Origin of the sequence: Bacteroides caecimuris (genome assembly GCF_001688725.2) — a bacterium.
GTDB lineage: Bacteria > Bacteroidota > Bacteroidia > Bacteroidales > Bacteroidaceae > Bacteroides > Bacteroides caecimuris.
In genome coordinates this window covers 1,463,445-1,478,236 of record NZ_CP015401.2, presented here as the reverse complement: position 1 = coordinate 1,478,236, position 14,792 = coordinate 1,463,445, and the positions used below count along the sequence as shown (strand labels likewise).

The 14,792-nt window shown below is 43.3% G+C and carries 6 protein-coding genes and 2 pseudogenes; all 8 read right to left on the bottom strand.

Annotation, left to right across the window (positions count from 1 at the left end):
* Nucleotides 1-51: 51 nt before the first annotated feature.
* Nucleotides 52-3,306, bottom strand: a complete 3,255-nt coding sequence (locus A4V03_RS06215) for a P-loop NTPase fold protein (RefSeq protein ID WP_004291481.1) — start codon at nt 3,304-3,306, stop codon at nt 52-54.
* Between the two features lie 16 nt (nt 3,307-3,322).
* A complete protein-coding gene (locus tag A4V03_RS06210; protein ID WP_004291480.1) occupies nt 3,323-4,453 on the bottom strand; it encodes an ATP-binding protein in 1,131 nt (376 codons plus the stop codon).
* A 301-nt stretch (nt 4,454-4,754) separates the two neighbouring features.
* Nucleotides 4,755-5,360, bottom strand: a complete 606-nt coding sequence (locus A4V03_RS06205; protein WP_004304269.1) for an RteC domain-containing protein — start codon at nt 5,358-5,360, stop codon at nt 4,755-4,757.
* A 238-nt stretch (nt 5,361-5,598) separates the two neighbouring features.
* The gene (locus tag A4V03_RS06200; RefSeq protein ID WP_004291474.1) at nt 5,599-6,021 is read right to left on the bottom strand and encodes a dihydrofolate reductase family protein; all 423 of its coding nucleotides are present in this window, start codon (nt 6,019-6,021) and stop codon (nt 5,599-5,601) included.
* 279 nt (nt 6,022-6,300) lie between these two features.
* Nucleotides 6,301-7,623: a sigma-54-dependent transcriptional regulator gene (locus A4V03_RS06195; protein ID WP_004291471.1), complete on the bottom strand. Its 1,323-nt coding sequence runs from the start codon at nt 7,621-7,623 to the stop codon at nt 6,301-6,303.
* Nucleotides 7,616-9,935, bottom strand: a pseudogene (locus A4V03_RS06190) (hybrid sensor histidine kinase/response regulator). The gene A4V03_RS06195 and the pseudogene A4V03_RS06190 overlap by 8 nt, the downstream one beginning before the upstream one ends.
* Nucleotides 9,935-11,860 carry a tetracycline resistance ribosomal protection protein Tet(Q) gene (gene tet(Q), locus A4V03_RS06180; protein WP_004291466.1) on the bottom strand — a complete coding sequence of 642 codons (1,926 nt, stop codon included), beginning with the start codon at nt 11,858-11,860 and terminating at the stop codon, nt 9,935-9,937. Before tet(Q) ends, A4V03_RS06190 begins: the two are co-directional and overlap by 1 nt.
* A 657-nt stretch (nt 11,861-12,517) precedes the next feature.
* Nucleotides 12,518-14,659: pseudogene (locus A4V03_RS06175) on the bottom strand (helicase-related protein); the annotation flags it as partial.
* Between the last annotated feature and the right edge of the window lie 133 nt (nt 14,660-14,792).

Below are 14,792 nucleotides of genomic sequence, written 5' to 3'. Positions count from 1 at the left end.
CTTCAGTTCTGACGGGTAAAATCGTAAAATTCGGACTTGTTAGACAAATACTTACGCGGTTTCAACCTCAGGTACTGAATCTATCGAATTGACAAATTTAACCAATTGCGGATCTGAATCTTTTTGTATGAGGTTTCGGAGACTCTTTTTCAATTCATAAGCATCATCCCCTGCTGTATTTATTAAATCCATATAAAAATCTTTGTTTTGCAGAATCAATGAACGGCATGCCCCATCGGAAATTACAGGTTTCACTATTTTATCAATAACGTCTCCAGCTTGACTTTTCAAATTACCATGCGATCTAAGCCATGTTTCGAAAAATTGAAACTTTATTGCATTGATAGTCTTTTTACCGATGCAGAAATCATTTCTTATATCGGTAACTGTCGATTTAATTTTTCGTTTATCCAATCTTTCAACTATATTCTTGAAACAATTAGGGAAAGGATTCAAACTTTGAGTTCCAGAAGCAATATCCATCAGAATCTTTTTGCCAAATTCAGTCAAGTTATCTGGCAAGGATTTGATTTTAGCCAGTAAATGTTTTATTGCGACAAACCAATAATATGATGTATGTGCTGTTCTTTGGGCGTATAATGTATCAACACTTATTTCAGACAACGCTTCGAACGCTATTTTATTGATATGATCGGTCAGGACATTGCTTATTTTAGTGGTCAAATCGTAAAAAGATGCGTCAGGAATTACATCTTTAATATTGTTCTTAGTGATATACTTATCCAAATCGGTATTCCACTCTGCTAAATGCTCGATAAATACCTCATCCGTTACACCTATTCTGTTCTTAATATCTTCAAATTGGGGCAATATGTCTGAGAGCAATAATTTATAGCCAAGTTTATGATTTACCATGTATTGTAGTGTTTCATTTAATAGCGGTATATTCCATCCCACACTATTTACTAATAAGTCTCCATGATCCACATAATAGTCCATGAGTTCTGCAACATATTTTATATCTCCACCCTCTATTAAGGAAACGGAATGACCATGTGCCAATTGCATGGCGACTAAATCGTAATATCCAGACTCTTTAATGTTTCGGCCATCAGTTTCTAATTCAGAATGCAACTGATTTATGTAGGTTGAATCTAACGTTACAGGTAAAGGTCTTTCTTCGTCAGATGCCAATAAACGATAGGTTGTAAATATAGCCCCTATATTATCTTTATTTACATTCTGTTCATCAATGCAATTCGTGATCGCTTGCAAAAGCGTTGGAAACGTATAGGTAGAATTATCTTTTAACGTTTTTACAATATCTGCATGGTCGAAATTATCGGGTAGTAAGTTTGCCAAATAATTATCGAGCGCCTCCGAATTTGTTGCTACTTGATAATATTTATATGCTTTAGTTGTCGCGTTATCCCGATAGGCAGCATCTGTTGCATTTGCAGCTTGAATATAATCGATAAATGTATTTGGCTTGACTGTTTTTGCTTCAATCAATGACGTAAAATCGCACGCCAACTTATTTTGCGCAATAAACCTGTCTATTGCATCTAACGTTTTGAAATAGTCGCCGCCATTGAAGTCATTGAACCGAACTATCTTCTTATATAATTGAGCAATCACATGGTTTTGGCTTTCCGTGTCTAAATGCAACAGCAGTTCTTGGTATTCGACAGGGAACACCTGCTTCTCTATGGATTCTTTTAATTTCAATTGTGCTATTCTTTGCCATACACGCAGAATAACATCGCTCTTTCGAGTTAATTTATGCAAACAATGTATAATCTTATCGATAAGCGCATTGTCCATACATTGTATAACTTCTTCTAATACAGTGTCAAATTGTTTATTAGTCTCTGCATATTGATTTATGTCGTGGTCTTCTTCTCCGTTGATGCAGCCTTCAATATATTTTTTCAATGGAATTTGTCGAGCATCTTCAACATCGACACCATATACCAAAGCTGCAATTTCGCGTTGTGTTTGCAGATCATTGTTAATTATTGTTTGAATGCCATTCAGATAGTCGCCGGACAATATTTGTTCTACTGGATTTGCCAGAATATCCGTCTTCTTCAAACAGAACAATGCTATGTTTATCATCAAAATTTCGTTACACCACTCTTGTTTAAGAGCGACCATCTCATTGATATATGATATAATTTCCCTAACATTGGCATTAGGATTTACCAATCTGAATATCCGATTTATAGTTTCTTTCGCTTCATTTTCTGTTTCTCCAAATGCTTCAACAAACAGTTTGTTGAATATACTTCGATAGTCGGTAATAACAGGAGGAGCAACACGATAAACAATAGGGAAAGTTTTATTGATAAAATACTTGGTCAGTTGTTTCGTTTGTTCGTCGGTCTCATCTCCGAATGCACAAGCTAAATGTGTTTCATCGAAAGGAATAACAGCCCAAACATTTTCAAAACCGCTATCGGCGAAGAACGTATGGATAGAAGACCATAATTCTTTTACTTTTTCAGCGGGGAGACGATCCATGTTGTCAAAAACAAGGACTAATTTACGTTGTCCTTTTTCCTTGATAAAATCAGAAATGTCTTGCATCCATGTTTTGAACTCGTAAACCGTTGGTTCGTCTTCGCTCAAAGTCTCATAGCAAACGTCCTTTTCGACTTTATCTTGATAAATAGCTAACATATAACTCCATCCATATTTATGATCTTTGCTATATGCCCATTTCCAAACGCACAATGCAATAAGAACTGGCAGTGCAGCTATGATAATAGACAATAAAGAAAACCACCATGTTGTGGGTGTAGGTTTTACTGCATACGCAATAAATGTAAATATCGGAGTTAAAACTGCAACCAAAAATGCCGCAACCATACCATTACTGATAAGGGGATATTTTTCGGTTACGGTCTCCGTTTTACGGGCTAATAAATATTTCAGCTTTTCAGACCATGATACGGTTTTCGTACCTCCACCTTTGACTTTTATTGTTGCATTTCCAGATAGGATACCATCATCAATAAGTTTGCTTGTAAGCAATTCCAATATAGAGCGGCGTTGCAAGTCCTCTTGATGTCCCCATGCGTCATACTCAAAAAAGTAATAGTCGTCTGATAATTCACGTTCCAACATTTTAACCACGTTGGATTTTCCAGATCCCCAAATACCTTCGATGCCGATAATTCGAGGTAAAGTACATTCCTCATCCAATGAATCATTCTGACAAAAATGGCGAGCAATAGTTTTTGCCAACCTTTCTTGCGAACCTCCATCGAATTTGTCAATACCACACGGTTTATTTTGGATAAACCGCGGATATTGCTGTTTGGATTGTAGTTTTGTTTCCATATACGTAATTTATTGATTATACGAACTCCAAATAATTCTCCCGATTTACCACATGAAACTCGGCATAGGGATAGGCTTCTTGGAAGGCTTTCGGTGCGGCCGGCATTTTATTTCCCCACTTGAACTCCAAGGCGGTAAGACTGTCGGCACTCTCCTCAATCAGGTCGATTTCCTGTTTGTCGTAGGTGCGCCAGAAATAGAACTCCCTGTGCAGTCCCTCATTGAAGTTCGCTTTGCGCCGCTCTCCGATGATGTAGTTCTCCCACAGCGCACCGACATCCTGCCGAATGGCCAGCGGTGAGAAAGCCCCGATAATGGCATTGCGAATGCCGTTGTCGTAGAAGTACCACTTGCCAGCTTTTGTAACCTCCTTGCGTAGGTTACGCGAATAAGCCCCCAGACGATAGATAACGAAGACCTTTTCCAATAGGTCGAGGTATTTTTCAACGGTCGTCTTGCTCATGCCGAGTTGTTTACCTAACTCTTCGTAAGAAACTTCGCTGCCCAACTGAAAAGCTATCAATCGCAGTAGATCGCGCATCTTGCTCGAATTTTTTAAGCCGTCAATTGCTAAGATATCTTTAAGCAGGTATGCACCGACAATATCACGTAGGTAGTCTGTTTTACGTTCATAGTTCTCCATCATTACTACTTCGGGATAGGAACCGTAAATCAAGCGCGCTTCGAGGTTCTGGCGGGTTTCAAGTGCCGTTTCCGTCTGTGCGATTTCCCGTTGCGAGAATGGTGTAAGGAGAAATTGCGTACTGCGGCCGACCAACGGTTCACCAGTCTTATTCAGCAAATCGAATGACGAAGAACCACTTGCCAAGACACTTATTCCCGGTATTTCATCAACTATCAACTTCAGAATACTACCGATTTGTGGTATGTTCTGTGCCTCATCAATAGCCAGCAAATCAATACCATCCAATAAATGCCGATAATTGGCTATTGAGCGATTCTCCAATAGTGCTAATGTGTCGTAGTCTTCGCCGTTGAGCATCATCGTCCTACCTGAATAGTTGTCCACAATTTTACGCATCATTACCGTTTTACCAACACGGCGAGCACCAAAAATCAGTACTGCTTTATTGGGCGCGATTCGTGCTGTAATCTTCTCTTGAAGTATTCTATTTACTGTTTCCATACCTTATAAAATATAATGCAAAGATAATCATATTTTTTTAATTGGCGAATTTTACAAAAAAAACGGGCTATTAAATGGCGATTTTTACAACCACAATCTTATGGAAGTTGTTTCATTGTTTTTAGTAATGATATATGTTCATACTATGATGACTCAATAATTTACCAGACATACGTTTCTGAAATTTGTCCTTATAGGAATGAAAAACTCACATATATTGTGCTAATTAATATATAATTAAATGAAAATAAAAAGACAGGATACGAGTATTCCTGTCTTCTCATATGTAATGGATATTTTTTTATTTTCTCATCCGCTCCAACTCCTCATCACGCAACATTCTCTCGTTCAGTTTTTCCTGCATCCTGTCAATGAAATAGGTGCGGCTTTCGTTCTTCCGGCGTTTGATATCAGTGTAGAAGCGGTAGCAGTCTTTAGAATCAACCCCGAATATCTTATAGAGAAGTGGGGCGAGCTGTTTGAGCGGCATATTGCCGTTGTTGATGCAGCCCATCACGTCTATGCCGTAGATAAGTTCCACGAGGTCGATGGCATTGCCCGTCCATTGAAGAAGGCTGGCGGTGGTTTCTGTTGCGTTGTTGGCGGATATTAGTGGTGGCACTTGGGGCGTGGCAAGGAATTTCTGCATCTTTCTTACGAAAGACAGAGCCTTGCTGACGTAGGCGGCAATCTCTCTTTTTTCTTCTGACAGATTACGTACGGGATGGTGCTGCAACTCGATTTCGATGTAGGCAAGCGCGATGACGGTAAGGTTCATGTCCATGCCGCCGTTGCACAGTTCGATCACTTGGGTGGCGAAAGCCGTGTATGCCGTTTCCATATTGCAGTCGCCGGCTTCGTTTATCAGGCGGAAAAAGTCGGTTTCCGCCAGCAAGAAATAATTCATGGTTCTGTCAATTTTGAAAATTACACTTTGTTTTCTGCGTGCGCACATGAATATAATTGGCAAAAAACGCGGCAGAAAATAAAAAATCCAACACTCAATTTTACAAAGTGCTGGATTTCAGAGGTATAAAATTCAGTATTTTTTCACAAGGACAAATTATCTCCGACTTAAATTGTTTGTAATCGGAACATTTATTCTATTCCTGAAAATAGAAATGTATGCTTGCCGCACATTTTGGCTATCTTGCTTTTTTATCAAGGATATAGATAATGCGACATACACCGTTGGGATAGCTTTTCAAAGAGGAAAGCGTCCAGTGTTGCTCTGGCAGAGCCGACTTAAAAAAATGTCGTCCGCTTCCGGATATGAAAGGAACGGTGTATAGTATGATTTCATCCACAGCGTGCATCCGCAGCAGTCCGTTTATATAGTCTGCCGTGTCCGGTGTGGCTTCCGCGAGGTAACGGATGTTTGTGCAGTCTTTTCTCCATTCGTGCAGCATTGAAATGGAATAGTCCGGTGTCACACGGTAAAAGGCTTTCTTCCTGATTTCATCAAGACCGCAACGGTCAAGGCACAAATCCTGATGTGCTTTATCATATAACTCTGAAGAAAGACATCCGTCCATCGTCAGTACGGCGAGAATCTGAACTTTACCCATAATCGTTTCCTTTCGTTAGGCAAGGGTAAAAAAGTAGCGTGCAATTCACACTACCTTCAAGCGATGGCTCTGGTAAAGCCTTTACGGAGAGTACGTGAATGCACGCTATGCGTAAGCATAGCATAAGCATCACGCAATCGTCTCCGTAGTTCCAATTTACCAGATTTTCGCTTGAAACGCCTTGCGGTCTTATCCTATATGTTGGCGGCGAAAAGCTCCTGCCAATCGCCGTTTTTCTCAAATGTTATGCAAAGATAGCCAAATTCAGTGAATTACGGGCTATGATTGCTTGAATTTATATTTAAGTCCATACTCTTCAAGTTTGCTGTATAGTGTTGTCCTGCCTATGCCGAGCAGTTCTGCGGCGACACTCCGGTTGCCGTTTGCCTGTTTCAACGCACGCAATATCCGCTCCTTATCCTCCGCGTCATTGCGCAAGGCGAAGCTGACAGTAGAGGTCGGTTTCGTCACGGCAAGTTCCAGATGCTCTTTCATGACAACACCTTCCTGCGCCTGCAATACAGCACCCATAACTTTCTGCCGAAGTTCCCGCACGTTGCCCGGCCATGCGTGTGTCAGCAACGCTTTACGTGCTTCGGAACTGAACCCGCTCACGCTACACTCCAGCTCTCTGTTTGCCATATCACGGAAGAACTCTGCCAGCGGCATAATGTCTTCTTGACAGTCACGCAACGGAGGAACGGTTATCCCGAAGTCGTGCAGGCGGTACAGAAGATCCTGCCGAAAACGCTTTTCATTCACCGATACCTCCAAATCTTCATTGGTAGCAGCGATGATGCGGACATTGAAATTCCGGTCTGCCTTGTCTCCGACCGGGCGATACCGCCTCTCCTGTATGGCACGGAGCAACATCTGTTGGGTTTCCAACGCGAGGTTTCCTACCTCGTCCAGAAACAACGTGCCGCCTTCCGCCTCATGGAAATATCCTTTCTTGGCATTGTCCGCACCTGTAAATGCACCTTTGACGTGTCCGAAGAAAGCCGACGGTGCAAGCTCTTTGGAGAGTGAACCGCAGTCCACCGCCACAAATGGCTTGCCTGCACGTTTGCTCTTGTCATGCAACAGGTGGGCAATATGCTCCTTGCCCGTGCCGTTCTCACCAAATATCATCACGCTCATATCGGTGGCGGCTACCAGCCTTATGCGGTGCATGATTTTCTGAAAGGCGGAACCTTCACGGGCGAATATAGGCATACGGCGTTGTCCTGCCTGACGTTCTTTCAGTATGGAACGGATCAGGGGGACAAGTTTATCCTCCACAAGCTGTTTGGGAATATAGTCTATCGAGCCGAGTTTCATGCTTTCCACGGCGGTATTAACTTCGGCGTAGTCGGTCATAATGATGAAGGGCTGCATCTTTCCCTCCTTTCGCATCCAGCACAAAAGGTCTATGCCACTGCCGTCAGGCAGACGCAGGTCGGCAACCACGATATCATTATCTGTTGCCTGTTGCAGATGTTTCTTCGCGGTTGAGAGGTGGTAAGCCTTCATATTGCGGTAGCCCTCCCGTGACAGCATATTGCAGACATATTCGCAATACACGATGTTGTCTTCCACCACAATTATTTTTGTCTTATTCATCTTCGTATTTTCTCCTTTCCTCTTCTGCCAACCGTATTATTTCCACTCCCTTATCCAGCACGGCAGTCACGGCATGGCTTAACGCTTCACCATCCGGGAGAGCATCGCCACGAAGCAATCCGTAAAGTACATTCAGCGGTTGGTCGGCACGGAGCACCTCCCACGAACTGCGCAGGTGGTGGATCAGGGAATCCAGCTTTTGCAGGTCTTTTTCTTTTGCTGCATCCCGTACCGCCTGCATTTCCTTTTCTGTTTCAGTTATCAACTTTTCCAGCATGACGGCTTCATTGCCATAGGACAATAAGGCGGAAAAGTCCGGTTTCCCGTCCGGTGTCGCTTTTATGGCACACCTGTCGGAAACCTCCATCAGTTCCGATATGGAGAACGGTTTGAACAGGCATCCGGCAAAGCCTTTTGCCAATAGTTCCCCTTTGTTACAACTGCCCGAAGCGGTTGCCACAACCACCGGGATTGTTGGTGAATTGCCCACGTTGGACGAACGCAACAGTTCCAGCAATTCGAAACCGTTTATATCGGGCATATTCAAGTCTGTCAGCAACAGGCTGTATTCTTTCTGGCGTATCATTTCCATCAGTGCCGCAGCATCGGTGCAAGTGTCGCAGTGTATTCCTTCTTGGGAATACATCTCTTTCAGCATCAGAAGTAATACCTCATCATTGTCAATGGCGACAACATCATGGAATTTATTGTTATGATAAACAGGTGTATTGCTTGTATATCCAAGCTGTTCTTCAGCTTCCTGCATAGAAATTTCAACTGTGAAACGACTGCCTTTCCCTTTCTTGCTGTCTAAACGGATTGTTCCGCCAAGCATCGACACAATATTACGCATTATGGCAAGCCCAAGCCCGAAACCCTCCTTTGCGGCGGCATTTGATAGACGTTCAAACGCACCGAACGCTTGTTTCTGTTCCTCTTCTGTCATGCCTGTACCTGTATCTTCAACGACCAGTGTCAGAACTCCATTATCATATTCAGTAATCAAAGAAACACCGCCTTCTTCTGTGAACTTGACAGCGTTTGACAGCAGGTTATTCCCGATTTGTATTATTCGCTCTTTGTCGGTCAATACAATGGCATCGTGTCCAGTCTTCACGGACAAGGACAGCCCTTTGTTCACGGCAACAGGCATGAACTCCGTTTCAAGTGTGTGCGTGATTGCTGAAATCCGGCAGGGTGACAGACGGGGCTGTTCCTTGCCGTTGTCCAGGCGGAAGAAGTCAAGCAAAGTGTTAAGCATATCCCGCATACGGTCGGAGGATTGCAGTATGTTTTGGATATACTGCCCGGACTTATCCTCACACTGTTCTTTCCGTATCAGTCCGGCATAGCCTGTTATTGCTGTCAGCGGTGTGCGCAGTTCATGGGTGATAGTATGTACCGCCTTCTTCCTTGACGTTATCAGTGCCTCGTTCCGTTGTACGGATTGTTCCAGTTGCCTTATCAAATCAGTTGTCTTGTGCTTGTATTGTTTAATGCTTTTTGCATCACGATGTATGATGATGTAGGAAATTAACAACAATAGAAGAACGAATCCCATTAAACCGCCTACTTGCATAAATGACTTTTCACGCATGGCAACTATTTCGTTTTCCCGGCTTTGCAGTTCGGTTTGTACCTTTTCTTCTATTTGGCAAATCAATTCTTGCAGTTGTCTGTTAAGTTCTGCATTACGAGCTGCAAGGCTGTCGGCTTGTTCCGACAATTGGCGATCCTGCACTTTCTGTTCGCTGATTACGTTTCTATTGACCGAATGAAGGATAGTGGTTGATACTGCTGGAGTTACTTCCTTTTTTTTTGCCGAATATGCCTAAGAAACCTTTTCGTTTTGGCTTTTTGGACTGTTCCTGCACACTTTTCTGTACAATAACCGGAATTTGATTGGCTATCTTCTTGTTAATAGATTGTTGTTCATCCATTAACCGGACTATCTGGAACATCTGTCGTTCCTTATCCTCTAAAAGACTGCGCACACTATCGATGCGCTCTGCTGGATAGGTGGCCTTGAAACGGCAGAGCATACTGTCCATTGCCATACGCCGTGCATGGTAATGCTCGATATCTTTATCGTTCCATTCCAGTATTGTTTCACCCAATAGAGAAAATTTTATCATTTGAATATTGATATTGTTTATTTCTTTTCGGAGCTCGTCTATTTTTTTATTGCCAAGTTCTAATGCTTCTATCTCCTGCCATTCATAGAGGCTATTATATGCCATACATCCGATAAGAATGGAGATAAGTATATATCCCAACCGTATTGCCTTATAGAAATTTCCTGACCGCTCCATTATTTTAATGACATTGATTTTTGGAACATGAATAAAAGTTTATCTTTTTCGTTCATGCGGATATTATCAGAATAACCGTCTTTTGTTATTTGATACCCACATGGCTTAACCATAAAAATGCCTAAGCCCTTAGTGTACGAACTTACTTCTGAGGCATAGTCTTTACTTGTATTTAATGGAACTTTCCCTTTAATATGACACCACTCATTATTACAACTGATGTCTTCAATCTCAGACATCAGTTTTTGCAAATCTGTAATAGCTTTGGAACTCGCTACTTGGGGTATCTGCAACTCAAAACAGAGCATCGGTTCGAGAATGTCCACACCTGACTGTTGCAAAGCCAGCCTGAAGACATAAGGGGTCAGCTGTCTGAAATCAGCAGGTGTACTTACCGGGCTATAATACTCGGCTTGAGTAAAAGTTACTTTCAGATCTGTCACTTCCCATCCATGTAAACCAGATTGGCAAGACATACGAATCCCTTCAAAAACGGCATTTTGAAAAGAATGGTTCAGATAACCATAGGAGATGTCACTTTCGATTTGCAACCCTGCCCCTAACGGTAAGGGTTCAAGAGTCAGCCCTATTGTGGCCCAGTAAGGGTTGGGTGGTACTTCGATCTGAATAATCTTATTGACCTTTTTTATAGGTCGTTCTTTGTAGATAGTCTTGATCTCATCAAAATGGACCTTTACGGAAAATCGTTCTTCCAGCAATGTCTGTATGATTTCCTTTTGGGTCAAACCATATAACGAGATTTCCAATTCATCACTATATGAGTTTATGGAAAAGGACAAAGACGGGTCTTCAATCCACAATGTATTCAGAGCGGATATCACCTTGCTTCTCTCTTCGGGCTTATTTGGCCGGACGGAGGATTTGAGAGCGGGATGCTGATGAGATAATCCTTGAATCAAACAAGGTTTAGCACCTAAATAATCTCCGATTCGAAAATCTTCTATATCTTCTACAATCGCGATATCATTGGCACCCACTTCATCAACATTTATCTCTCTGCCCTGATAAATAGTCTTTAGATTTTTAATCTTGATGAATTTTTCCGAATCGTTGATTCTTACAACGTCTCGAAGTCTCAGACTTCCGTCAATTATTTTAAGAAAACTTCTTTTATGCCCTTTGGGGTCATGCTCTATCTTATAGAGATAAGCTGAAAGTCTGTTTGAGACTGATGCCGGAGGAAGTATAAAAGAAGAAATGGCGTCCAACAACTCATTGATACCGATATTGAACATTGCTGATCCATGTAGCACCGGATAGACTTTGGCTTTTGCCACAAGAGCGATTATCGTATTCCAATAATCAGCCGGTGAAATTTCGCTATCCGCCAAATATCGTTCTAATATATCGTCGTCATGGTTGCATACAAATTCTTTGTATTCTTCCTTTATATATGTTTGGGAGCAAACCGGATAAACCGATCCATCGACAACAGTTTGCATAAACAGGACATCTTGCGACAGATTTGTTTTTATATCCATATACAAACGCTCCAAATTCACACCGGCACGGTCAATCTTATTGATAAATATAATTGTCGGGATTTGCAGCTTTTGTAAAGTACTGAACAGCAACTTTGTCTGCGCTTGTATGCCTTCCTTTGCGGATAAGATGAGGACTGCTCCATCAAGCATTTTGAATGTCCGCTCCACTTCCGCAATAAAATCCATGTGTCCCGGAGTGTCAATGATATTGCATTTCACTCCATTCCAGATAATAGATGTCGTAGAAGCCCGGACAGTAATTCCTCTACGTTTCTCTATATCCATAGAGTCCGTTATGGTGTCACCATTATCCACACGGCCGCACTTTTCCGTTGCTCCACTGGCAAACAGCAGATTCTCGGTTACGGAAGTTTTTCCTGCATCAATGTGAGCAAGAATTCCTAAATTTATAATATTCATTTGGATTAAGCAATAATATACTACAGTAGATGCATTGTCGAAACGCACCTTTTAATACCTCCTCGTAGCATATGAGAACTACAGGATTACTAACTCGTATTAATATGTATATTATTACTGCCGCATAACGATTACAAAATTACACAAAAAAATATATCTAACAAAAGTGGGAGGATTTTTTAACTTTTTACCATAGACATTTTATTAGGGAAGCGTAGGTTCAACTGGCAAGTACAAATAAGTAGAAATGTTTGAACAACACCGTTTTAGGAAGTTGAAAAATCAAGTTTCTCTCTCGGTATAGCGTTTATTTTGGCCAATATCTTCTTTAGTTTAGCATTTGTGTATTTCCCATTCGTGTTCTATTTAGCTCCTTATTATGAGTATGTAGCAAGTTACTTATCAAATTCAGCCTCTTTGAGGGTCAAATATGGTTTTGCAAATGGTGACTGACAAGACATAAACAAGGTCAGCAGGAATTTTTTACATAAATGGACATGAATGTATATAACCTAAAATAAGAATAAATTTTAATAAGGGCTGCCCAAAAAGAAAAAAATGCAGTTGCCATCCTATAGATACTTGCAGAAAGGATAAAATTTACTTTTAGACCTTTTGGGATAGCCCTTATTAATACTTCAGATAAAATTCCTTAGGTTATATTTTCAATCCTTTGGACCGGGTTTCCTCCTTGGCATACAGTCCCGGACGCCCGATTATGACATGGTTGGCAACGATACTATCCGCCGGACTGCGTATCTGCGGCGGTGCATTTTCGGGATATTGCGCCTGCCTGTTCCTCACATCTTCCGCTTCCGGCTTGAGCTGTTGCCCTTCATTCTCCTTTTCTGCGACTTCGGGCGTGGGTGGCGCAAGCTCCAGCTGAATTTTTCGGTCAAGGGCGGCAAGTTCGGACTTCAACTGCTTCAGCTCGTCCTCCTTCTTCCACACCTTACCCGCTATCTCCTGTAACTGCGGTATCTCCATCTCCAGCACCTCGTTCTTCGCCTTGTACTGGTCGATGATGGAGGGTATCCTCTCCATCGCGTTGAGGAAGTTGCGGGCGGCGGCCAACGGGTCAGCCATCGCCAGATGCCCGTTGTTGTAGGTGTACTTGTAGTTCCCCTCGACCACGAAGCGGTTGTCGGTGAACTCCAATCCCTCTTTGAGTATCCTTTCGCTCACCACCTTTATCGGAAAACCGTAAAGTTCACCGACCTGCGTGTACAACCCTCCGGTCGTGGCATTCTTGGCTATCTCCTGCAAACGCTTTCCGATGACCTTCTCATCGGCGGAATCCACTCCGTCCACCTTTATTATATTAAGGCGGTTGCCCTCCTTGTCGGTCTGCACCACCGACAGGAAGCGGTTCCAGTCCTCCGTCATGGCATCTATGAAAGCCGTGTTGTTGCGCAACTCGCCGGTCTTTGACTCCAGCTTGAACTCCGAATCACGCTTGCCCTTGTTGAACGACTTGCGTTCCCCTTCGAGCGATGCGATCCGCTTTTCCAGTTTCGCCTTGTCCAACAGGTCGGTATTGCCGGAGAGCAACGCCATGTATTCCGAGAAATTCATGCCCGATTTTTCGTCCATTGCCCCCTCGTCGATGGTACGCGCACCCATCGCACCGCTTTTGAGCTGGCTTATGAAAGTCTGCTTGCAGTGCAGGAGGTTGAACTTGTAGCTGTCCAGTGACTTCTCCACCGCGTAGATGATTACATCCACGTTGTTCCCGGCGAAATGTTTGGCAATCTCATTACCTGCCCTAACTCCGCGTCCGTCACGCTGTTGCAAGTCGGACGGTCGCCACGGCGTATCGAGATGATGGATAGCCACACACCGTTTCTGGGCGTTCACACCCGTTCCGAGCATAGAGGTAGAGCCGAACAGCACACGCACCGTCCCGGCGTTCATGGCGTCTATCACCGCCTTCCGCGCCTTGTCGGTCTTGCACTCCTGAATGAAGCGCACCTCGCTTGGCGGTATACCGTAGTCCTCCGTCAGTTTGCGCTTGATTTCCGAATAGACGTTCCACCCGTCGCCCGGCTGGTATGTCCCCAAATCAGAGAAAACGAACTGCGTGCCTTTCTGGGCGTCGTATTTTTGATAATACTCCGCGATCATCTTGGCACAGTGACTCGCTTTGTTGTCGGGATGATCTTCGTAATTCGGGTCTATCATGCGCATGTCGAGTGCCATTTTCCGGGCATAGTCCGTGGCGATGAGCATCTTCGCCTTTTCTTCCGTTTCCGAAAGCGGCAGCCTGCCCAACAAGGTGGCATCGCCCGTCTTGGCGAACTGCATCAGTTTCTGTATGAAGTCCTCCTGTTCCGGCGTGGGCGGTATATGGTGCAGTATCTCGTTCTTGGCAGGACGGTCAACGCCCACATCCTCCGCCGTGCGGTAGTCCGTGATTTCATTATAGAAGGCGGCAAGCTCCGGCACTTTGATGAAGTAGCGGAAACGCTCCTTCTGGACCACATTGTTCGTCACGTTAAATTCAAAATCCGTCGTCTTCTTGGCAAATATCGCCGCCCAAGCGTCGAAACACCTTATGTCCTGCCGTTCCAGCTCCTTCGGGCGCAGGTACTTGAACAGCAGGTACAATTCAGTCAGTGAGTTGCTGATAGTCGTGCCGGAGAGGAAGGTCGCACCCAAGTCTTTTCCTGTGCGCTCCTGTATGGTGCGTATGGCAAAGAGCATGTTAAGTGCCTTCTGGCTTCCCTCGCTGTTTCCCAATCCCGCCACACGGTCGTGGCGCGTGTTGAAAGTCAGATTCTTGAACTGGTGGCTCAAATCCGGAATTTTGGATTTATGTCATTATCAGAACTTTTATGAATTTCCTAAATTTCGCATCAAGTTGCTGATTCTTATTTTGTTGCATTTTAATATAGTTCGGATTATTTATTGAGTGAGTTGTTATGAAATGAGG